The 20,726-nt window shown below is 66.5% G+C and carries 18 protein-coding genes; 4 read left to right on the top strand and 14 right to left on the bottom strand.

The window, feature by feature from the left end:
• Positions 1-383 precede the first annotated feature (383 nt).
• From ACP2AD_RS10350 to ACP2AD_RS10315, 8 genes are all read right to left on the bottom strand, one after another.
• Positions 384-1,706: an MFS transporter gene (locus tag ACP2AD_RS10350; protein ID WP_425229978.1), complete on the bottom strand. Its 1,323-nt coding sequence runs from the start codon at positions 1,704-1,706 to the stop codon at positions 384-386.
• A complete protein-coding gene (locus ACP2AD_RS10345; protein WP_425229977.1) occupies positions 1,700-3,217 on the bottom strand; it encodes a class I adenylate-forming enzyme family protein in 1,518 nt (505 codons plus the stop codon). Before ACP2AD_RS10345 ends, ACP2AD_RS10350 begins: the two co-directional genes overlap by 7 nt.
• On the bottom strand, positions 3,217-4,077 hold the full coding sequence (locus tag ACP2AD_RS10340) for an amidohydrolase family protein (RefSeq protein ID WP_425229976.1): 861 nt from the start codon (positions 4,075-4,077) through the stop codon (positions 3,217-3,219). Before ACP2AD_RS10340 ends, ACP2AD_RS10345 begins: the two co-directional genes overlap by 1 nt.
• Positions 4,078-4,098: 21 nt before the next feature.
• Positions 4,099-5,829 carry a tannase/feruloyl esterase family alpha/beta hydrolase gene (locus tag ACP2AD_RS10335; RefSeq protein WP_425229975.1) on the bottom strand — a complete coding sequence of 577 codons (1,731 nt, stop codon included), beginning with the start codon at positions 5,827-5,829 and terminating at the stop codon, positions 4,099-4,101.
• Positions 5,826-6,611, bottom strand: coding sequence for an enoyl-CoA hydratase/isomerase family protein (locus ACP2AD_RS10330; protein WP_425229974.1), 786 nt, complete (start codon positions 6,609-6,611; stop codon positions 5,826-5,828). The genes ACP2AD_RS10335 and ACP2AD_RS10330 overlap by 4 nt, the downstream gene beginning before the upstream one ends.
• A gap of 111 nt (positions 6,612-6,722) precedes the next feature.
• Complete coding sequence (locus ACP2AD_RS10325; RefSeq protein WP_425229973.1) at positions 6,723-7,874, bottom strand: FAD-dependent monooxygenase; 1,152 nt, start codon at positions 7,872-7,874, stop codon at positions 6,723-6,725.
• Positions 7,871-9,433 (bottom strand): aldehyde dehydrogenase family protein, encoded by a 1,563-nt coding sequence (locus ACP2AD_RS10320; protein ID WP_425229972.1) that lies wholly within the window; start codon positions 9,431-9,433, stop codon positions 7,871-7,873. Before ACP2AD_RS10320 ends, ACP2AD_RS10325 begins: the two co-directional genes overlap by 4 nt.
• Positions 9,434-9,464: 31 nt before the next feature.
• A complete protein-coding gene (locus ACP2AD_RS10315) occupies positions 9,465-10,244 on the bottom strand; it encodes a helix-turn-helix domain-containing protein (RefSeq protein WP_425229971.1) in 780 nt (259 codons plus the stop codon).
• 109 nt (positions 10,245-10,353) lie between these two features.
• Here ACP2AD_RS10315 and ACP2AD_RS10310 point away from each other — a divergent pair, with 109 nt between their 5' ends.
• Genes ACP2AD_RS10310 through ACP2AD_RS10295 form a run of 4 tightly spaced genes read left to right on the top strand, consistent with a single transcriptional unit; the run spans position 10,354 to position 13,898 of the window.
• Positions 10,354-11,457, top strand: coding sequence for an alcohol dehydrogenase catalytic domain-containing protein (locus tag ACP2AD_RS10310; RefSeq protein WP_425229970.1), 1,104 nt, complete (start codon positions 10,354-10,356; stop codon positions 11,455-11,457).
• Between the two features lie 11 nt (positions 11,458-11,468).
• The gene (locus ACP2AD_RS10305) at positions 11,469-12,317 is read left to right on the top strand and encodes an alpha/beta hydrolase (RefSeq protein WP_425229969.1); all 849 of its coding nucleotides are present in this window, start codon (positions 11,469-11,471) and stop codon (positions 12,315-12,317) included.
• Positions 12,253-13,122, top strand: a complete 870-nt coding sequence (locus tag ACP2AD_RS10300; RefSeq protein WP_425229968.1) for an acyl-CoA dehydrogenase — start codon at positions 12,253-12,255, stop codon at positions 13,120-13,122. Before ACP2AD_RS10305 ends, ACP2AD_RS10300 begins: the two co-directional genes overlap by 65 nt.
• Positions 13,119-13,898 (top strand): alpha/beta fold hydrolase, encoded by a 780-nt coding sequence (locus ACP2AD_RS10295; protein ID WP_425229967.1) that lies wholly within the window; start codon positions 13,119-13,121, stop codon positions 13,896-13,898. Before ACP2AD_RS10300 ends, ACP2AD_RS10295 begins: the two co-directional genes overlap by 4 nt.
• Here ACP2AD_RS10295 and ACP2AD_RS10290 read toward each other — a convergent pair.
• The 6 genes from ACP2AD_RS10290 to ACP2AD_RS10265 all read right to left on the bottom strand — a co-directional run bounded on the left by ACP2AD_RS10290 (position 13,895) and on the right by ACP2AD_RS10265 (position 20,723).
• The gene (locus ACP2AD_RS10290; protein ID WP_425229966.1) at positions 13,895-14,653 is read right to left on the bottom strand and encodes a hypothetical protein; all 759 of its coding nucleotides are present in this window, start codon (positions 14,651-14,653) and stop codon (positions 13,895-13,897) included. The two genes, ACP2AD_RS10295 and ACP2AD_RS10290, sit on opposite strands and share 4 nt — an antisense overlap.
• Before the next feature lie 8 nt (positions 14,654-14,661).
• Complete coding sequence (locus tag ACP2AD_RS10285) at positions 14,662-15,606, bottom strand: LysR family transcriptional regulator (RefSeq protein WP_425229965.1); 945 nt, start codon at positions 15,604-15,606, stop codon at positions 14,662-14,664.
• A gap of 114 nt (positions 15,607-15,720) precedes the next feature.
• Positions 15,721-16,663, bottom strand: a protein-coding gene (locus ACP2AD_RS10280) for an IS630 family transposase (RefSeq protein ID WP_425228077.1) whose coding sequence is annotated in 2 segments (ribosomal slippage) — positions 15,721-16,326 and positions 16,328-16,663 — 942 coding nt in all. Because the reading frame shifts where the segments join, the coding sequence is not laid out codon by codon here.
• A gap of 84 nt (positions 16,664-16,747) precedes the next feature.
• Complete coding sequence (locus ACP2AD_RS10275; RefSeq protein WP_425229964.1) at positions 16,748-18,340, bottom strand: FAD-binding oxidoreductase; 1,593 nt, start codon at positions 18,338-18,340, stop codon at positions 16,748-16,750.
• Positions 18,341-18,447: 107 nt separating this feature from the next.
• Positions 18,448-19,572 (bottom strand): CaiB/BaiF CoA transferase family protein, encoded by a 1,125-nt coding sequence (locus ACP2AD_RS10270; protein WP_425229963.1) that lies wholly within the window; start codon positions 19,570-19,572, stop codon positions 18,448-18,450.
• Positions 19,572-20,723 carry an acyl-CoA dehydrogenase family protein gene (locus ACP2AD_RS10265; protein WP_425229962.1) on the bottom strand — a complete coding sequence of 384 codons (1,152 nt, stop codon included), beginning with the start codon at positions 20,721-20,723 and terminating at the stop codon, positions 19,572-19,574. Before ACP2AD_RS10265 ends, ACP2AD_RS10270 begins: the two co-directional genes overlap by 1 nt.
• Positions 20,724-20,726: the final 3 nt, after the last annotated feature.

Genomic DNA, 20,726 nt, shown 5'->3' with positions numbered 1-20,726 from the left:
CGAGCTGCCCAGAGGGAGGCGGAATGAGGCCACGGATTTTGGCATCCGTGAGGCCCACAGCTTTGCTAGCCATAGCCTTGATCCTGGTCTGTTCCTACCGCCAGTCTGTTACCTTAGGTAACAAATGGCTTCACATACCCTAGAACATATCGGGAATTTGTGGAACTTGGAAGTTGCTGAATTGTCGGCAAAACAAGACGTTATGAGACGTCTTTGGAAAGCGCCTTGTCGTCCTACGAATCTGAGGGTCGGACGTTCGAATCGTTCCGGGCGCGCCAATTTTCCTGATCGTTACAGTGTCGGCCAAGTGCCGTCTGCGTCTTTCTAGCCGGTGCCCAGCGCATGCGAAAGTCAGGTTGTTTTTGGACTTGATCGCTCGGTCGCTATCGGATCAGCTGCACCGCGGACATCGCCATTGCACGCCGGTATGGCGCGCGGGCGGCGAGCAGGATGAGCAGCGAGCCCGCTGCCGCCAGCCCCGATACGAGTGTCAATGCCGCGCTGATCCCCCTGCCACCGCCGAACAGGTGTTCAGTGGCCAGCGCCACCAAGGTAGAACCAAGCCCTATCCCCGTCAGGTTGAGCCAGAACAGGTAAACCGCCGAGACCTGACCGCGCATGCGGTTGGGGGTGATTTCCTGGAACGCCGCCGCCGCGCCGCCATAAGGCATCGCGCCGGCGAACAGAAAACCGGCGAACAGCGTCAGCGAGCCGCCCCCGGTCGGCATCATCGGCGCCGCGACGGCAAACGGCAACGCGGCGAGCGCGGCGATGAGCCCGATCAGGACATTGGAGTCGGCATGGCCACGATCGCGCAGCGACCCGGCGAGCCAGCCGCCGGCGAGCCCGCCCAGTGTGCCGAAGATCGCGATCACCGGGCCATAGCGCCAGGCGACGTCGGTGGTGGTCCAGCCATAGCCGCGCATCAGGTGGGTCGGGATCCACGCCACCGCGCCGTTCCACATCACGCTTTGCAGGCACAGGCCGAGGATCAGCGGGCCATAAGCGCTGAGGTGGCGGCGCACGTGCGCGAGGACGTCTGCGAAACTCGGCGCTACCTCGCCCGCCAACCCGCGCCGCGGCGGTTCGCGCAGGCCCAGTACGAGGAGGGCGATGAGGAGCCCCGGCATACCGACGATGACAAAGACCTGCTGCCAGGGCCGAACCAGGCCGAGCGGAGTCGACAACGGCGACAGCCTCCCGAGTAGTACGCCGCCGAACAGGGTTGCGATTGCCGGACCGAGATAGATCGCGCTCTGATAGATCGCGAGCGAGCGGACCAACTTCTTGCCTTCGAACCGGTCGGCCAGCATCGAATAAGTCGCCGGCGACAGCGTCGACTCTCCGATGCCGACCGCGATCCGTGCCGCGAACATCCCGGCGAAGCTGGTCGCGAACCCGCACAGGGTGGTGGCGACGCTCCACAGGGCGATGCCGGCCGCGACGATTACGACGCGGCGCCGCTTGTCAATCTGCCGTCCGATCGGGATGCCGAGGAGCGTGTAGAACAGCGCAAAGGCGAGACCGTTGAGCAGGCTTAGCTGGACGTCACTGATCTTCAGGCTGGCGCGGATCGGCGCGACCATCAAGGTTAGGATGGAGCGATCAATATAGGAAAAGGTATAGGCAAGAATGAGGACGGCGAGCAGCCACCAAGCGGCGCGGTCGGTGGTGGCCGGCGCGGCGTCCGCCGGCGCACCTACCATGTCCGCAGCTCGGTCTTGAGCACCTTGCCGTTGGCGTTGCGCGGCAGTGCGTCGACCAGCGCAACCTCTCTCGGGACCTTGTAGGCGGCGATACGACCAGCGCAGTGTGCGGCAAGCGCATCCGCGGTGACGCCGTCGCCACGCGTCGGGATCGTGGGTACGACAAACGCCTTCAGCCGCTCTCCCCAGGTGTCATCGGGTACGCCGATGACTGCGACATCCGCGATGCCGGGGTGGGTGAACAACACCTCCTCGATCTCGCGCGGGTAGATGTTGACCCCGCCGGAAATCACCAGGTCCTTCTTGCGGTCGACGATGTAGAGGAAACCTTCGGCGTCGCGCCGCGCCAGGTCGCCGACGCTGACCCAGCCGTCCTGGACCGTCTTGGCGGTCTCCTCGGGCTGGTTCCAATAGCCGTTGAACAGTACCGGTCCGCGGCTCCACAGTTCGCCGACCTCGTCCGCATCGCAGATACTGCCATCGTCGCGGCGGACCTCAGCTTCGATATGGGGAAAGGTGGTGCCAACGCATTGTTCCTTGCGCAGCTGGTCGCCGGGACGAAGGTTGCAGACAAGGCCGGTCTCGGTGGCGCCGTAAAGCTCGTTGAGCACCGTCTCGCCGAAATAGGCCTGGATCCGGGGCTTCAACGCCTGTGGTAACGGTGCGGCGTTGGCGAGGATGCTGCGGATCGGCGGGTGATCGTATCTGGCGAGCGTCTCGGGCGGCAGCGCGAAAATCATCTGGAAATGCGTCGGCACCATGAACACCGCGGTGATCCCACCGAACTTCAACCGTTCAAGCACCGTCTCGGCGTCAAATCTATCGAGGATCTCGATCGAGCCGCCCGCCGCCAGCACCCCGGTCGGGAAGCCGAGCCCGCCGCCATGGTTCATCGGCGTCATCGCCAGGAAGCGGTCGTCCGGCCCGAAACAGCCGAACTCGGCGGCGCAGATCAGCCCAACCAGCATCCGCGAGCGGTGCGACAGGACGACGCCCTTGGGCTTGCCAGTGGTGCCCGAGGTGTAGGGGATGGTCCAGGCGTCCCGCTCGTCGATCTGCGGCAGCGCGGCGGGGGTGGGCGCGGAGGCGAGCAGGGTTTCGTAGTCGGGGCCGAATTCGATCAGGGTCAAGTCGCCTAGCTGCGCCGCCTCGACCAGCGCGCGCGACTCCCGATCGACGAAGACGATCCGCGCTCCGCAATCCGCCAGCGCCTGCCGCACTTCGGCCGGGGCCAGGCGCGGGTTGATCGTCGCCACCGCCGCGCCGGCATCGGGAACGCCGGCAACGACCTCCATGAACTCAATGCGGTTGCGAGAGCAGAGCGCGACGACGTGGCCCGTCCCCACCTCCAACGCGATCACCGCGTCGCGCAGCTGACCGATGCGCCGCGCATAGTCGCCGAAGCTCAGTTCGGCCGTCCCGAATTTGATCGCCACCTTCACCGGATTGCGCCCGGCCGCCGCGCGGATCGCCGCGCCAAAGGTCATTGAACAGAAGGTGCTGGACACCATCAACGCGGCAGCTTCGCGAAGACCGCCAACGCATTCTCGCGCATGAGCTTGGCATGGCTCGTCGGCCGCAGTCCCAGTTCGGCCACCTCCGCCACTGCGCGCTCGGGGTCGATCACCGGCCAATCGGTGCCGAACAACACCTTGTGGCTGCCGTAACTGTCGGCATAGCGAACATATTGCTTGGGCCAGTGTTTCGGCGCGTAGGCGTCGCCGGCGGTGTAAATGTTGGCGTGCTTCCAGCACATCGCAATCATCTCGTCGGTCCACGGCACGCCGATATGGATGCCGATGATGGACAGATCGGGAAAGTCGATCGCGACCTGGTCGAGCAGGATCGGCCGCGCCACCGACGGCAGCCGCCGCTCCTTCGAATAGACGAGGTTCTGCCCGACCTGCATCATGATCGGAATGTCGAGCTCGCAGCATTTGGCGTAATAGGGATAGATCTGCGCGGCGTTGGGCGCGCACGCGAACCAGTGCGGATACCAGTGCGCACCGACGAAGCCATATTCCTGGACCGCCTGCGTCAGGTCGCGCATTCCCTGCATGCCGCGGGTCTGGTCGATCCCGGCCAGCCCCGAAAAGCGGTCCGGATGCGCGCGGCATATGTCGGCAATGACCGTGTACGGGATTTCCCACGAGCCGCGCACGTTGAGGTCGCCCGCGCGCACCGCGATCAGCAGCGAGCGCTCTATCCCGGCCCGGTCCATCTTGCGCAAATAGTCGTCGGTCGTGACACCACCGAACATTTCGGCCGGCATCCGCACCTGGCGCTTAAAATCGTCATCGAGCCCGGTCCAGCCGTTGGCCACCGCCTCAGGGGTGTAGATGTTGCAGACAATATCGATATGGCCAGCCATCCCAGTCTCCACACTGCCGGATCAGTCCAGCGCAAGCTCCGCCTGCATCCTCGCCACCGCCTCGCGAGCGATTGGCGAAAGAGATCCTTGCGGTACTCCGGCAAGCGCCGCGGCCTGCTCATCCGCACCCGTGCCGCCGCGGTAGAAGAGTTCCCACATGGCCCTCATCATCGCGTTCAGCACGCTCTGGCGGGGAAAACCGGCAGCAACTGCCGTTTGCTCACTCTGCGTCAGCGTCTCGGCAAGGCGACGGGGCAGGGGGCGAGTGTCGGCGGCGGCGGGCGTCGCCCGTCCCACCGGCGTGCTACCGCCGGGCCAGGCATTATGATCGCGTTCAAAGACGTAGTAGCGTCGATCGAGATTGCGCAGATCGATGCCGAAATAGTCAAGCGGTGCGCCGGGCGTGGTGTGGACGCCGTGCAGGCTGGCCGGTGCCGTCCTACCCTCGACCCACGCCGTGATCGCCGCCATATAGTCGATGGCGCTCGCGCCCTCTCCCCCGGCGCAATGATCCATACCCGGCACCATGAACAACCGGGCGAAGCGAGCGGTGGCGGCGGGGCCGTCCATCGTCTTGGTGACCATCTGATAGAAATCGATTGTCGGTGGCGGCATCACCGAATGATCTGCCCAGCCCTGCACCAGGATCAGTCGTCCGCCGCGGTCGCGAAAGGGGCGAAGGTCGGGATTGCCGGGGTTGACCATCGACTCGATCGTTGCGGGATCACCGCGTCCCACCGCCAGGTCGAACACCGGCTGCCACTGTTCGCCCGGCAGCGGCGCGTTGCGGATATAGGTGCCGATCCAGTTCAGCTCGGACCCCTTCTGCGCGCCCCGCCATTCGTACATCCTGTGGAGCATCGCGACTTGAGCCGACGTCAGGCAGTCGCGCACGGCGCGCCCGGCGCAGGCCAGATCCTCGGGCCGCCACCGGCACAGGCGCGGGTTGCCGATCAGTCCATCGCGGACCCCGTCATTGCCGTCGCAGGCGCGCACCACCGCCTGATGAACCAGCACCGCCTTGCGATTGGGCAGGATCGGAGACCCGTCGGGTTTAGTGTTGAAGGCGTCCACATCGGACACGCTCGCGGCCTGCCTGCTCCCGAAGGGCGCGAGGCTGGCCGGCGCGATGGCGACGATACCGTCGAAATCATCGGGGAACCGCTCGGCTTCGATCAGGCCCTGACGCCCACCTGTCGAGCAGCCGAAAAAATAGCTCTTGTCCGGGGCGCGCGCATAAAAGGCAGTGGCGATCGTCTTGCCCGCCAGGGCGGTCACGTGCGTCGCGCGATAGCCGAAATCGACCAGGCCCTGCAGGTTGTTGTTGACCCAGTTATTGTCGACCAGCGTCGAGCTGTGCCCCATGTCCGTGATCAGGCAGGCGTAGCCGTCGCGCGCATGAAGGCCGCAGGCGAGTTCGGTGACGACCGAGCCGCAGCTGCCACCGCAGCCGCGCACTAGGAAGCGGCCGTTCCAATGGTCCGCGGGGAGGTACAGCCCGAAATTATTCGCCGGGTTTACATATCCACTGACCGAGCAATAAGCCTGGCGCTGGCTGGTGGCGGCGACGAAACTGGCTCTCAGGACGGTGGTGGGCGCGCCCCTGAGCGCCTGAAAGCGGCCGCCCGCCAACGCCGCGCATCGTTCGGCGTCGAGCGAGACGCCGGCCTGAGGCGATGGCTGCTGCAACGCCGCCAGCGGCGCGGCCAGCCCGAGCCATAGCGCCAGCGCGCACAACAGCCGCGTTATCATGCTGCTTTCCAGCTCGGCAACCGCTTCTCACGGAACGCGGCATAGCCCTCACGCCCGTACTGCTCCGTGCGATTATAGTGCGAGAACGCCATGAGCTCCAGCGCTGCCCCATCCGCGGTTGACAGGCCGTGGCCGTCGCGCATGATTTGCTTCAGCGTGGCCAGAGTCGCGCGGGGCTTGTCCGTCATCGTCTTGGCGTAGGCGATCGCTTCATCCCGAAGCGTGGCGAGCGGCACCGATTTGATCGCCAGCCCGATGTCGACCGCCTCCTGTCCCTGATACCAGCGCGCACCCCACAGGATCTCCTTGGCGCGCTGATCGCCGACCCGGCGCTTCAGCCTTAATGTGACGGCGGCGGGGACGACACCTGCGTCGGTGTGAACGTCGCCCACCTTGGCCTCGTCGGCGACGATCATGAAGTCGCAGCCGAGCGAGATTTCAAAGCCGCCTGCGCGCGTATAGCCGTTGTTTGCCGCAATGGTCGGGATATCCAGATTTTCCAGCCGGGTGATGATGCCGTTTATGCGCCCGACCACGACATCGAAGTAATCGAGATCGCCGAAGGCGCGGTCCAGCAAATCCAGGTCAAGCCCGACGCAGAACGCGCGGCCTTCGCCGGTCAGGATCAGCGCGCGCGTGGAGCTGTCGCGCTCGCAGCCGGCAAGCACCGCCTCCAGCTCATCGAGGCGCGCTTCGGTGATGCCATTCAGGTTTTGAGGCGTCGCAAAGGTGACGATCGCAATGCCGTCGACCGTCTCATAGCGCAACGTGGTGAAACTCATGCCCATCTCCTGTCGGAGCGATAGTCCGGCGTTGCGCCGCCGCGGCAGGCGACGTGGAAGAGCGACCGGATGCCGGGTGCGACTTTGCTGTTTAGGTCACACCCGTCCCGGTCAAAAGGCGGCGGTCACCGGGTCGTAGCCGAGGATCGCGGGATCGGCAGCGGGAGCGGCGGCGTGGTCATAGCGATCGGGATCGCGCGCCTGCGTCAAGCGGCCCTGCTCGACCGAGCGCGCGTGGAGCAAGGTCGTGCGGGGAATGCGTGCGGCCTCATAGTGGGCGAATGCGGCGGCCGGGTCGCCTTTCGCCTCGAAGGCGCGCGCCAAGATCATGCCGTCCTCGATCGCCATCGCCGCGCCCATACCGAGAAAGGGCAGCATCGCGTGCGCCGCGTCGCCCAGCAGCGTCATCCGCCCACGCGTCCACGCGGGCAACGGCATATGATCGAAAATGCCCCATTTGATCGAGCGGGCGGCCAGGCGCATCAACCCGGTCACCGCCGGGTGCCAGCCGTCGAAGGTCGCGAGCAGCTCGTCGCGGGTGGCAGGCGTCGACCATCCTTCGCCCGCCCATGTCTCGGTAGCCGCGATGCCGACGCAGTTGAGCACCCGGCCCGCGCGCAACGTGTAGCGGTTGAACGTCGCAGCCGGACCGATGAAGACGGCGCCGCGGCCATGCTCCAGGAACGGCGCCGCCTCCGCCCGGTCCACCAGGAAGCGATAGGCGATCTGGCCGGTGAAGCGCGGTGGCTCCTCGCCCCACAGGATTGACCGCGCAGCCGACCGCACGCCGTCCGCGGCGATCAGCGCGTCGCCGTGCGTCGTATTGCCGTTGGCGAAGCGAGCGCGGACGCCCTTCGACGTTTCCTCCACCGCGACCAGCGTGTGATCCAGATGGAGCCCGCCGTCGAACGCTCCCGCCAGGATCGCGTGCAGGTCGGCGCGATGACACTGGCGCGAAATGTCCGCCACACCATCGTCCGGCAACCCTTCGCCCGGATCGATACCACCCGCCAGCAGGGCGCCCGTCCGGTAATGGAGAAACGGAAAGGCCGCCGACGGTGTCGACATCGCCGCGACCCGGTCCTGCAAACCCAGATGCCGGAACACGCTCTGCGCCCCACGGCTAAGGGTAAGCCCCGCGCCAACTTCGCCCAGCGCAGGCGCTGCCTCATAGACGGCAACGTCAAAGCCGGCGCGGCGCAACGCCAAGGCCGCAGTCAGGCCACCAAGTCCCGCACCGACGACGAGCAGCCGTGCGCTCAAGGTTTCGGACCCAGGTTGATGCTGATCGCTTTCGTCTTGAGATAGCCGTCGAGCCCATCGCGTCCGAACTCGCGGCCCCAGCCCGACTGGCGATTGCCGCCGAACGGCGTCTCCGCGCTCATCGCCGCATGCGCGTTGATCGCGACCTGGCCGGAATCGACCCGCTTGGCGACGCGCAGGGCGCGCTGGATGTCGCGCGTCCACACCGACCCGGACAGGCCATAGGCGGTGCCGTTGACCGCGTGGAGCAGCTCGTCCTCCTCCTCAAAACGGATCGCGGCGATGAGCGGGCCGAACACCTCCTCCTGTTCGATCCGCATTCCCGGCGTCACCCCTGTGAACAGCGCCGGACCAACGAAATGGCCGGGGCCGTCGATCTCGTCGCTTTCCAGCAGCGGCGTCGCGCCCTCGCGCTTGGCGATCTCGATATAGTCTAGCACCCGCGCTTTCTGCCGTGCGGAGATCAGCGGTCCGAGGGTCGTGTCGGCGCGCATTCCATCGCCGACCGCCAGCGTCCGCGCATAGGCGGCGACGCCTTCCGCCACCCGGTCGTGGATGGCGGCGTGGAGGAACAGCCGCGATCCCGCCATGCATTGCTGCCCGGTGGAGAGGTAGCACGCCATCGCCGCCGCCGGGATCACCGCGTCCAGATCAGCGTCGGGGAAAACGATGACGGGTGACTTGCCGCCGAGCTCCAGGCTCACCTTTTTCAGGTTGCCGGTGGCGGCCTCGACGATTTTGCGGCCGACCGCGGTGGAGCCGGTAAAAGTGATCTTGTCGACATGGCGATGCGCGGCGAGGGCGGCGCCGATATCCTCGCCATGACCGTGCAGTAGGTTGAACGCGCCTGGCGGCCCGCCCGCCTCGACCCAAATCTGTGCCATCAATTCGCCGACCAGCGGCGCCAGTTCGGCCGTCTTGAGCACCATCGTGCAGCCCGCGGCGAGCGCCGGCGCCATCTTCAGCGCGATCATGCCGGGCGGCGCATTCCAAGGTACGATCGCGCCGATCACCCCCACCGGCTCGCGCAAGGTGGCAACCAGGAAATCCAGTCCCGGCCGCGCCGTCAGGCTCGGCTGGAAGCTCTCGCCCGCAATCTTCGTCGCCCAGCCGGCGTAGTAGCGAAATAGTTCGGCCGCGAGATGACGGACCACCATCGTGGAGGAGGCGAGCGGCGATCCGTTGTCGAGCGTCATCACCTCGCCGATCAGTTCCGCGCGCGCGTCGAGGAGGTCGGCAACCCGTGACAGGATCACGCCGCGGTCGCGCCCGCTCATCCGTCCCCAGTCGCCGTTGAGCGCCAGGCGGGCGGCGCCCACCGCCTGATCGAGCTGCCCCGCCGATGCGGCATGGATCTCCGCCAACGGCTCGGCGCGCGCAGGGTTCTCCACGAGGATGGCGCGGCCTTCACCCTCCACCCACTCGCCGCCGATCAGCATGCGGTGAGGACCATCGAGGAACGCCCGCGCCGCCGCGCTGGACTCGAGTAGTCGGGACGGTGCAGAGCGGAGCAGCGTGGCCATCATCGTCCGGTGCGCAAGCGCCTGCGCGCCGTCCATCTCGTTCCCGTGCTCAACCGAAATCCGGTAGCTACAGCACCGGCAGATGGTGATCGGAAAAGGCGAGCCGCTCGATATCCGCGGCCATCGTCTTCAGTCGCGGCACGAAGTCGCGGATCACCTCCTCGTGCGTAAGGCCGCGCGCCATGAACACCATGACCAGGACCGCCTTGACCTGCCCATGCTCCAGGATAGGCACGCTGACGCTGCGTTCGCGCCCGAGATCGAGCCCGAAACTATAGCCCTCACGCTGGGCATGATCTAGCGCATAGCGCATGCGCAGCGGGTCGCGCGCCGGCACCTGGTCGGGATCGTCAGACTCACACAGGATCTGAAGCATGATGCGCCGCTGTTCGGGATCGAGAAAGGCAAGGTGAACGATGCCGCTCGACGACACCGCCATGGCGATCTCGGAACCGATATGGCGGCGATGGATATTGAGCGACGTCGCGGGATCGGTGGTCAGGCGCGTGCGCATATATTCGCCGGCGGGCGTGGCGATGATCAGCGGCCAGCCGATTTCGCGGGTGGTCTCGAACAGCATCGGCGTCGCGACATGGGCGATCCAGCTATCGTCCGAATAACCGCCTGACAACGCGCGGACCCGATCGGTGAGGAAGAAGCGCTTGGTCTTGGGATCACGATCTACGAAGCCCTCCGCGAGCAGGGTCATCAACACCCGTTCCGCCGTCGTGCGGGGCAGGTCGAGCCCGCGGCTGAGTTCCGAAATGGCGAGCGAGCCCTGGCTGTTGATGAGCAGCACCGCCTTCAGACCACGCTTCAGCGACTTGAGCTCCTGGTCGGCATCCATAGTGCCATGATGTTTACGTGCCGATCACTTGGCAAGCTTGCGTGAAGCGCAACGCCCGTTGCGCATCCCGGCGTGGCGCATCGGACGGAGATGAGAGCAGGATGAACCCATGAAGATCACCGCTGCCGTGCTGGATTGTATCGGCCACACGGGCGGGCTGGCGGCCACCAAACCGCTGTCGCTCGACGCGCTCGATCTGGCGGCGCCGCGCGCTGGCGAGCTGTTGGTGAGGATCGAGGCGGCTGGCGTGTGCCATTCGGACCTCTCGGTGATCAACGGCGACAGGCCCCGGCCGATGCCGATGGCACTGGGGCACGAGGCGGTGGGGACGGTCGAGGCGCTCGGCGATCAAGCGGACACGCTGTTCAAGGTCGGCGACCGGGTGGTGCTGGCCTTCCTGCCCGCCTGCGGCGAGTGCGTCCGCTGCGTGTCGGGCGAGGGGTATATGTGCCCAAATGGCGCGGCGGCGAACGGCAAGGGCGAACTGCTCGGCGGCGGCTTCCGGCTCAGCCGCGACGGCTGCGACGTCCACCACCATCTCGGTGTGTCGGCGTTCGCCAGCCATGCGGTGGTCGACCGGCGCTCCGCGGTACGCATCGACGCCGATATCCCGGCCGAGGTCGCGGCGCTGTTCGGCTGCGCCGTGCTGACCGGCGTCGGCGCGGTGCTTAATTCGGCCGCGCTGCGGGTGGGGGAGAGCGTCGCCATCTATGGCCTTGGCGGGGTCGGTCTCGCCGCGCTGCTCGGCGGGGTCGCAGGGGGGGGCAACCCGATCAGCGTCATCGACCCGGTGGCCGAGAAGCGCGCGCTGGCGCTCGAGCTCGGTGCGGCGGCGGCGTTCGCGCCGGGCGAGGAGGACGGCATCGCAGCCCCTGATCTGGTCGTCGAGACCGTCGGCAAAGCGGCGGTGCTTGAACGTGCCTATGCGCTGGCCCGGCGCGGCGGGCGGGTGGTGACGGTGGGGTTGCCCAACCCCACCGAACGCTTCTCGATCCCCGCCGTGAGCCTGGTCGGCGACGGCAAGACGATCATCGGCAGCTATCTGGGCAGCAGCATCCCGGCGCGCGACATCCCGCGCTATATCGCGCTGTGGCGGGCGGGGCGGCTGCCGGTCGAGCGCCTGCTCAGCTCGGTATCGCCGCTCGCCGAGATCAACGCCCTGTTCGACACCCTCGCCGCCGGCCGCGCCGTGCGCCAGGTCGTCATCCCCTAGAAGGAGCCATCATGGCCGTCGCCACCGACCTGTTCATTCCCGGCCCCGCCGGCAAGCTCTCGGTCCGCACCAAGGGGCTGGAAGCGAAGCCTGTGCACGTCGTCATCCTCGTTCAGGGCGCGAACCTGTCGGGGCAGCTCGGCTATGACTTCTCATTCGGTGACCGCGACGACTATTCGATGATGGAGGCGCTCGTCGCGCGCGGCTTCGGCGTGGTGACCTTCTCGATCCGCGGCTATCGCGACAGCGAGCTCGACGGGCACCCGCATTCGGTCAAGACCGATCAGGCGATCGACGATACGGCCGCCGTGATCGACTGGGTGATCGCGCAGGGGTTCGCGAAGCCGCATCTCCTGGGCTGGTCGTGGGGCGGTCGGATCGTCGGCCGCTATGCCGCGACCGGCGCCGCCAAGATTGGCCGGATGGTGATGCTCGACCCCGCGATCGGCGGCGGCAACATCGTGCCCTTCCCCGAGAAGGACGACTGGTGGTCGAATACCGCCGCGTATTTCCGTGACCGGCTTGAGCTCGACTTCATGGAGCCCGCCGCGCACGAGGCGCTCGCGACCCAGGCCGAGGCGAACGAGCCCCGCTCGCCCAACGGCATCCGCGTCGAGAATGAGGAGGGCAGCATTGCCGCCGTCGCCGACCTGATCACGGTACCGACGCTGATGCTCTACGGCTATGCCGCGGGGATGCAGAACTACATGCAAGGCGGGTCGGGGCGCGGCGATTTCTTCGAGAAGCTGGCGACCAACGACAAGGCGCTGGTAGTGGTGCCCGAGGGCGGCGATTATGGCCACCTCCAGAATGCGCGTCACCGGATGTGGCGGATCATCGCCGACTTTCTGGACGGGTGAGGCGATGACGGAGGGCAGGTTCGACGATTGGATCGGCCGCTCGGTCGCGACCGAGGACGTGGTCACCGCGTCGCCGATCGCGCGGCTGGCGGCGACGCTGGGGCACGACGGCGCGCATTGGTCGGTGGGGATGCTGCCGCTGCTCGGCCATTGGCTGTTCCACCTTTCCGGGGCGCCGCGCGACACGCTGGGTGCGGACGGGCACCCGGCGCTCGGCGGGTTCATGCCGCCCGTCGGCTACCCCCGGCGGATGTGGGCGGGGGGGCGGCTCCGCTTCCTCGGCCCGGTGCCGGTCGGTGCTACGCTGGACAAACGCACCACCATCGCTGCGGTCGCCGAGAAGCCGGGCATGACGTTCGTCACGCTGCGCCATGACCTGTCGGTCGATGGTGTCGAGCGGATCGTCGAGGAGCAGGACCTCGTCTACCTGCCGATCACCGAGCCGCGCCCGCCGAAGCGGGTCGAGCGGCCCGCGCCCGCAATTACCCGCGCGATGACCAGCGACGAGGTGCTGCTGTTCCGCTTTTCCGCGCTGACCTTCAACGGCCACCGCATCCATTACGATGCACCCTATGCGCGTGAGGTAGAGCTGTATCCTGGGCTGGTGGTGCACGGCCCGCTTCAGGCGATGCTGCTGATCGAGCTGGCGACGGGCGAGGGGATCGTTCCCGCCGCCTTTTCGTTCCGCGGCCACGCGCCGCTCTTTCTCGGCCGCGCGTTCACCCTGGCGATGGCGGGCAATGAGCTGTGGATAACAGACGAGGGCGGGACCGTCACCATGACGGCCGAGACGACCCCCGCATGATCCGGAAGGGCTATGCAGAAGGCGGGGTCGGGCAGGTCCATCTGCGCGAAAACGCGGCCGTGCCGGGCACGTCGCTCGTCTGCCTCCATGCCACCGCCTACTCGTCGCGCACGTTCGAGCCATTGCTGCGGGCGCTCGACGGGCGGGTCCGGGCGATCGCCCCAGACACGCCAGGCTATGGCGAGTCCGATGCGCCGCCCGCGCCGCTCGACATCGCCGGTTATGCGGGGGCGCTGCTGCCGGCGCTGCCTACCCGGTTCGACCTCTTCGGCTATCATACCGGGGCGTCGATCGCGGTCGAGCTTGCGATCGCCCACCCACACCGCGTCGGCCGGCTGATACTGATGGGCGTCCCGCATTTTGCCGCACTGGATTTCGCAGCGTGGCGAAAGAAGCTCGCTGCGCCGCATCGGCTCGCCGAAACACTCGATCAGTTTGCGGAACGCTGGCGGTTTCTTGTCACTGAACGGCCCGCCGGATTGTCGCTGCGCGGGGGCTTCGAGAACTTCGTTGACGAACTGAAGGCGTGGCCCGACGGCTGGCGCGCGCATGAAGCCCTGTTCGCGCATGACTTGGCCGGACGACTGCCGCTGGTGCGCCAGCGGGCGACCGTGCTCAACGTGCCGGGCCACCTTGCCGAACCGTCGCGGCTGGCTGCGGCGTTGATCCCCGACGCGGAAGTGGTCGAGTTGCCGCAGCTGACGGGTGCGGTGCTCGACGCGCACGCGCCGGCGATCGCCGCGCTGATCCGCTGTCGGGAGCCGGCGCCCTGCTAGTGCCAGCGGGGCTGGATCGCATCGCCTTTGAAATACTGCGGGAACAAGGCTTTCAGGTCGGACCAGCCGCGCGGGTTGAGCGGCCGTTCCAACGGAGCCTTGTGCATCAGCCCCTTCACGCAAAAGACGCCGGGATGCTCGTCCATCCCGAGCCAGGGCGGCGCGCCGATCGTGAAACTGTACAGCCCCGTCGCCGGTACGCTCGGTGCGTTCGCTGCCAGGTCGCTGGCATTGGCGAACCATTGCAGGACCGTGCGCGACCGGCTGCCCTGCCCGGCGTCCAGATCGGGGATACCGTCGCGACCGGGAAACGAGCGCACCTTCTCCTCGACCTGCGTCACGCAAACCCGGCCGTTCACATCAGTGACGGTCACCTTCGCGCGATCCAATGCGGCGAACGCCTGCACCGCGTCGGTCAGCACGATGCCGCCGCCCGACCGGCCAATGGTGTAGCCTGACGGCCCTTCCTCAAAGGTTCGCGGCGCGGCGACGGTCACGCCCGTAAGCGGATTTAGCCAGTCGGTCGCCAGCTCTCCCGTGATCGCATCGCGAAACAATCCGATCTCCCACCACGGTACGCGGAAGGCATCGGGCTCGATGGGCTCTGCGCGATAGAGCATCACCGTTTCGACGTGGTTGACGATGATCTCGGGATGACCTTCCGCCACAAAGCTGGTGGTGCCGAGATACCACCAGGCGGCCGGTTCCGGACCGCCCGATGTCAAGGTGCGGCGATAGATATCCAGCGGGTCCATACGTATCCTTAGCTGGCCGCCACGCAGAGCGGCTGCTCGTCGGCGATCAGCGCGGCGGCCCGGGTCGCCACCGCCGCGCGAATACGGTCGGCGACCGCCTCGGCCTGCGGCGTGGCAAGACCCCCATCCCGAAAGATCAGCCCGATGCGGGTTCGCTCGACCGGGACCTCGCATTCAAGCGCCACCAGCCGGCCGGCGTCAATCTCCGGCTGCACCACCTCCCGCGGGAGAATCGTGAGCGCGTCTGTTTCGGCGACGACGTGGCGAAGCATGGCGATCGAATTGCATTTCAACATCTGCACCGGCACTGCCAGACCGCGTCCCTCGAAGAACAGGCCGAACCCACGCTGCACGCTCTCGCTCGACAGCATCGCCCAGGATGCACACGCCAGATCGTCGACCGAAACATCGGTACGACCGGCAAAGGGATGACGGACACCCGCCACGACGCTCGACCGGTTTTCCATCAGTGGCTCGATCGTCAACCCGTCGCTGTGATGGATGCGGCCGATCAGACCGAAGGCGAAGTCCAGCTCCTCCGTCTTGACCTTCTTGACGATCTCTAGAAATCCGTCGGCGACCACGGTGACGCGGAGATTTGGCCGCTCGACGTGCAGCTTTGCAAGCAGCTCTGGCATCAGATAATTGGCGTAGTTCTGCGTCACGCCGAAGGTCGTCTCGCCGATACGGCCGCCCTCGATGGCGCGCACTTCCTCGACCGATCGCGCCACCTCGTTCAGGATCACCTTCGCGCGGCGGATGACCGACAGGCCATAGACGGTCGGTTCGACGCCCTTGGGGCCGCGCGACAGCAGCGGCACGCCGAGCCGCCGCTCCAGGCTCTTGAGGCTGCGGCTCATTCCCGACTGTGAGATGTACGCCTTGTCGGCGGCCTTGAGCAGGTTGCGATTTTCGACGGCGGCGATCAGATGCCTTAGCTGTTGGATCTCCATCGAACGCTCCTGATCCCAAGCATTATGCCGGAAGCGCAACGATGACACAGCCGCTATGCGAGTTTCGCATTTTCGCGCGGCAAACCGAACTTCGGTTCCTAGAGCGTGACCGGATCACGTTGTGGTGTATCCTGAGTTGGCGAGGTAGTTGCCGCATTCGTGTGATGAGAAGCATTCGAGGAGGGAGCCGATCCGTTTCCATGTTGCCTCGACAGATCGCTCGTCGGCCTTTCGCAGCAGTGTTTTGAGCTTGGAGAACATCTGCTCGATGGGGTTCAGGTCGGGGCTGTATGGCGGCAGGAACAGGAGATGCGCGCCCGCCTTGCGGATCGCCTGACGGACAGCCTTGCCTTTGTGGCTGCCCAGGTTGTCGAGGATGACGACATCGCCAGGTGTGAGCGTGGGCAGCAGCGCCTGTTCGACATAGGCCGTGAACGTCTCGCCATTGATCGGCTGGTCGAACACGATGGGCGCGGTGATCCGGTCGTGGCGCAGCGCGGCGATGAAGGTCAGCGTGCGCCAGCGACCATGCGGGACCTTGGCCACCAGCCGCTCGCCGCGCAGCGATCGACCGTGGGTCCGCGTCATGTTCGTCTTGGCCCAGGTCTCGTCTATGAAGACCAGACGGCGTGGATCGAGCCTATGCTGATGACGTCGCCAGCGTTCCCGCTTGCGCGCCACGTCCGGTCGGTCCTGTTCGGCCGCATGCAGGCTTTTTTTTGAACGTCATTCCCGCCTGACGATAGAAGCGCCAAACCGCATCATAGCTGACACGGACATCGCGTGCCGCCAGCTCGGCCACGATCGCCCGCAGCGTCAGGTCCGGCTTCTCGGCGATCCGCGCCAGCAACCAGTCACGCTCGCCACCCAGGACCGCACGCCGGCTGCCGCCCATCGGACGCGCCGATGCATCGCCGGTCGTGCGATACCGATGCGACCAGCGCACCGCTGTCGCCAGACCAATATCAAACCGCGCCGCCGCCTCGCGGCACGTTGCTCCCGACGCCACGCACAAAACAACACGCTCACGAAGATCTTGAGAATATGGTCGCGCCATCGCTGCCCGCTCCTGACCAGACAGCAGCTTGAATCACATCTGGCGCTCAAACGAAATCCTGAATCCGTCAGATGCGGTCATGCTCTAGAACCCCAGTGAGCCCGGGTTCACCAATCCTTGCGGGTCAACGAGCTGTTTGATGGCCCGCGCCAGCGTGGCGGCTGAACCGCTGCGCGTCTCGAGCCAGGGGTACGACCTGCCGATCTGCACATGCGCGCTGCCGTGCCGGGATAAAAGGCCGATCATTTCCTCGCGGATACCAGCGATCAACGCATTCGCGGCCGGGGCGGGGACGCGCTCTACGGCTTCCAGATTGGTTCGTTCAGAGACGCGGTCATGCTGGAAATGCTGTTCGTCGTCCCAGTAGAAGATCGGCTCGATACAGGCGGCCTGCTGGCCGACCCCGAAATAGATGACCCCGCATTCTACGCCCGCGCCGTGCATCGCCTGAGCATAGGTGGCGAGCAGCGCGCGGATCTCGCGGCTGAGCGCGGGGAGGCGCGAGTGAGGAACCAGGCCATGCGTCGGTAAATTCCTCAGCGGTCGGCGCCGATCGGCCGTGTTGAAGTTGATGAAGGGCGTTCCCCGCATCGCCATCGGTGCCGATGCGGGCATCTCGCGTCCGCCCGCCGCCACAGCCAGCGCCTTGAGCTCGGCAATCCGCCCGTCGGCGCCGGCGCGGCTCGCGTCGTCGGCCGTCACATTGAGCATGAAGATGTCGCCGCTGAAGACCGCCTTGCCCGCCTTGGCCAGCCGCGCGGCGTTGAAGAAGCCGCGCAGCGCCGAGCCGCCACCCCGAGCGACGCCGGCGAGTATCTTCAGATCCTCCGCCAGCCCCTTGGTGGCGGTGGCCATGACTTTGACGAAATACGGGTCCCAGCAATAGCACTCTGCGGCAAGGGCGGTGCGCGCGATCGCCGACACCGCATCCACCGCCGCCGCCTCCTTCTCGAAGGCGAAGCTGGCGAACGCCTGATGCGCGGGGAAGGGTATCAGCTTCAACACCGCCTTGGTCTTGAACCCCAACGCGCCGGTATCGCTCAGGAAGAGGCCGGTCAGGTCGGGTCCGTAGCTGCGAAAGAAGGGAACGGCGTTCGCGGCCCCGCCCCACGAGCCGGTGCGCAATAGCGTCCCGTCCGCCAGCGCAACCTCCACCGCCAGCACCGACTCGGCCACCGGGCCGTATTGCGACGAGCCTAGAAAAAACGACCCTTGGCTCAGCGCGCCCCCGACGGTGGCGTAATACCCTGACATCGGACCGAAATAGGGCGTGCGCAGCCCCTGTTCCTTCAGCGCCTCGTACAGCCGGCGCCAGGTGCAGCCGGCCTCAACGACGACGTACCTGTCAGCGGCGTTGATCTCCACGATCCGATCCAGCCCGCGCAAGTCGACGACCACGCTGTCCGCCTGTGTGGGAACATACCCGCCGGTGTACGAGAAGCCACCGCCGCGCGGGATCACGGCCACGCCGCTGGCGGTGCACAGCCGGACCGCGGCCGCAACCTGCCCGGCGTCATCGGGCCGGATGACCGCGGCGGCGGCAGGACCCTGCCGGCTCATGTCGGTCGCGAAGAAGGTCCGCTTCTCCAACCCCGTTTCGACCCGCTCTGCACCGAGCAGGACAACGAGCGCGTCGCTGATCGGCGGCACTGGGGCGAGATCTTGCGCGGTGAGCATGCATCATTCTTTGCGCGTCACGCCCGGGCTGACAGCAGCGAGCGCGGCGCACCCCGCTATTCGGGCAGGGTCAGCAGTAAGAGCCGGGAAGGCATTTGCCGGCGCAATTACGCTGAAAACTCCGCACGGATGGCTTCACTCTGCGCCCCGATCGCAGGAATGGAGAGGCTGGCGTGCGCCGCGCCGAACCACCGGACAGGTGGGCCTGGCAACGCGACCAGGCCGGTGGGCGTTACCGCGTCTTCACGCCGCAATTGCGGGTGCGCGGACAGGTCGGCCACGCCGTTGAGCGAGGCATAGGCTGTTCCGGCAGCAGCGAGCCGCTCGACGGTTGCGGCCACGCTCAGCCTGCCGAACACCGCCCCGATGATGGCGTCGAGCGCAGGCCGGTTGGCGCATCGCATGGCATTGGATGCGAAACGCGCATCATCGGCAAGCCCTGCATCCTCCAGCACGCGCGCGCAAAACGCACGCCACTCGCGTTCGTTCTGAATGGCCAGCACGACCTGCCGCCCGTCGCCGCACGGATACGCCCCATAAGGTGCGATGGTCGCGTGGTGCAGCCCGGCGCGCGCCGGCGCTTCACCCGCATAATCAAAGTGGAGCAGCGGTACCGTCATCCAGTCCGCGATCGAGTCGAACAGCGAAACGGCGATCCCTGCGCCGTCGCCGGTTGCGTGGCGCGCATATAATGCCTGCAGGACGGCTGCGTGCGCATTCATGCCGCAGGCGATGTCGGCCACCGACACCCCGACCCGGCCCGGCTCGCTGACGCCGCCGGTGATGGAGGCGAGCCCGGTCTCGCATTGGATCAGGAAGTCATACGCCTTCATGTAACGTGCCGGTCCGTCGTCTCCATATCCAGAGATGTCGACCGTGATGAGGCGCGGATGCCGAGCCCGCAGCGCCGCTGAGCCGAACCCTGCGCGGGCGGCCGCACCGGGTGCGAGATTTTGCACGAACACGTCGGCCCGGGTGAGCAGCCGAGTGAGCAGCGCGGCATCGCCGGGCTGCTTGATGTCAAGGACCAGACTCTCTTTGCCCCGGTTGAGCCACACGAAGTACGCGCTCTCTCCGTGTACGACGCTGTCGTAACCGCGCGCAAAATCGCCTTCCGCGCGTTCGATCTTGATCACCCGCGCACCGGCTTGGGCCAGCCGCGCCGTACACAGGGGCGCGGCCACCGCCTGCTCCAGCGTAACCACCAGATTGCCGGTCAGCGCGCCCGCCATCAGAATGACTTGGGCAGATCGAGCACATGTGTCGCGACATGGCTGAGGATCAAATTGGTACTGATCGGCGCCACTTGGTACAGCCGCGTCTCGCGAAACTTGCGCTCGATGTCATATTCCTCGGCAAACCCGAAGCCGCCATGTGTCTGGACACACATGTCCGCGGCGTACCAGCTCGCTTCCGACGCCAGCATCTTGGCCATGTTGGCCTCGGTTCCGCATGCGTCGCCGGCGTCGAACAACGCCGCCGCCTTATCCACCATCAGAGCCGCCGCGGAGAGCTGGACATGGGCGCGCGCGATCGGAAACTGCACGCCTTGGTTCTCGCCGATCGCGCGCCCGAACACGTTGCGGTCGCCTGCATAGGCGCTGGCACGGTCGATGAAGAAGCGCCCGTCGCCAATGCATTCGCTGGCGATCAGAATGCGCTCGGCGTTCATCCCGTCCAGGATGTAGCGGAAGCCCTTGCCCTCTTCGCCGATCAGGTTTGCGGCCGGCACGCGCAGGTCGTCAAAGAACAGCTCGGTCGTCGCGTGATTGAGCATCGTGCGGATTGGCCTGATTGTCAGACCATTGCCGACCGCCTCTCGCATGTCGACCAGGAGCACGCTCATGCCATCGCCGGGCCGGGCTGCATCGTCGCGCGCCGTCGTGCGGACCAGCAGCACCATCAGGTCCGAATGCTCGGCGCGGCTGATCCAGATCTTCTGCCCCGACACGATGTAATTGCTGCCGTCGCGCCGGGCGAAGGTGCGGATGCGCGTCGTGTCGGTACCCGCCGTGGGCTCGGTTACCCCGAACGCCTGGAGCCGCAGCGCGCCGCTCGCAACCGCCGGCAGGTACTTCGCCTTTTGCTCGGGCGAGCCGTGCTTGAGCACTGTGCCCATCACGTACATCTGCGCATGCGCGGCACCGCCGTTGCATCCAGCGCGGTGGATTTCCTCCAGCACCGCAATTGCGGCGCCCAGCCCAAGCCCCGAACCGCCATATTCCTCCGGGATCAGGACGGAGAGATACCCCGCGCGCGTCAGCGCCTGAACGAACTCGACTGGATAGGCGCGGTCACGATCCTTCTCCTGCCAATAAGGTCCAGGGAAGTCGGCGCACAGGCGGCGCACCGCCTCGCGAATGTCGGCGTGATCGCTGGTCATTGG

Source organism: Sphingomonas sp., assembly GCF_965248875.1.
Classification (GTDB): Bacteria; Pseudomonadota; Alphaproteobacteria; order Sphingomonadales; family Sphingomonadaceae; genus Sphingomonas.
Note: the sequence above shows the minus strand (reverse complement) of the source record. Positions and strands in the feature narration are given on the sequence as shown.

Coding starts and splice junctions, on each gene's coding strand:
- ACP2AD_RS10300 (WP_425229968.1), top strand. CDS start 12,253: ATGGCCACCTCCAGAATGCGCGTCACCGGATGTGGCGGATCATCGCCG.
- ACP2AD_RS10330 (WP_425229974.1), bottom strand. CDS start 6,611: ATGAGTTTCACCACGTTGCGCTATGAGACGGTCGACGGCATTGCGATC.
- ACP2AD_RS10265 (WP_425229962.1), bottom strand. CDS start 20,723: ATGACCAGCGATCACGCCGACATTCGCGAGGCGGTGCGCCGCCTGTGC.
- ACP2AD_RS10350 (WP_425229978.1), bottom strand. CDS start 1,706: ATGGTAGGTGCGCCGGCGGACGCCGCGCCGGCCACCACCGACCGCGCC.
- ACP2AD_RS10310 (WP_425229970.1), top strand. CDS start 10,354: ATGAAGATCACCGCTGCCGTGCTGGATTGTATCGGCCACACGGGCGGG.
- ACP2AD_RS10335 (WP_425229975.1), bottom strand. CDS start 5,829: ATGATAACGCGGCTGTTGTGCGCGCTGGCGCTATGGCTCGGGCTGGCC.
- ACP2AD_RS10290 (WP_425229966.1), bottom strand. CDS start 14,653: ATGGACCCGCTGGATATCTATCGCCGCACCTTGACATCGGGCGGTCCG.
- ACP2AD_RS10315 (WP_425229971.1), bottom strand. CDS start 10,244: ATGGATGCCGACCAGGAGCTCAAGTCGCTGAAGCGTGGTCTGAAGGCG.
- ACP2AD_RS10285 (WP_425229965.1), bottom strand. CDS start 15,606: ATGGAGATCCAACAGCTAAGGCATCTGATCGCCGCCGTCGAAAATCGC.
- ACP2AD_RS10340 (WP_425229976.1), bottom strand. CDS start 4,077: ATGGCTGGCCATATCGATATTGTCTGCAACATCTACACCCCTGAGGCG.
- ACP2AD_RS10320 (WP_425229972.1), bottom strand. CDS start 9,433: ATGGACGGCGCGCAGGCGCTTGCGCACCGGACGATGATGGCCACGCTG.
- ACP2AD_RS10345 (WP_425229977.1), bottom strand. CDS start 3,217: ATGGTGTCCAGCACCTTCTGTTCAATGACCTTTGGCGCGGCGATCCGC.
- ACP2AD_RS10295 (WP_425229967.1), top strand. CDS start 13,119: ATGATCCGGAAGGGCTATGCAGAAGGCGGGGTCGGGCAGGTCCATCTG.
- ACP2AD_RS10305 (WP_425229969.1), top strand. CDS start 11,469: ATGGCCGTCGCCACCGACCTGTTCATTCCCGGCCCCGCCGGCAAGCTC.
- ACP2AD_RS10270 (WP_425229963.1), bottom strand. CDS start 19,572: ATGGCGGGCGCGCTGACCGGCAATCTGGTGGTTACGCTGGAGCAGGCG.
- ACP2AD_RS10275 (WP_425229964.1), bottom strand. CDS start 18,340: ATGCTCACCGCGCAAGATCTCGCCCCAGTGCCGCCGATCAGCGACGCG.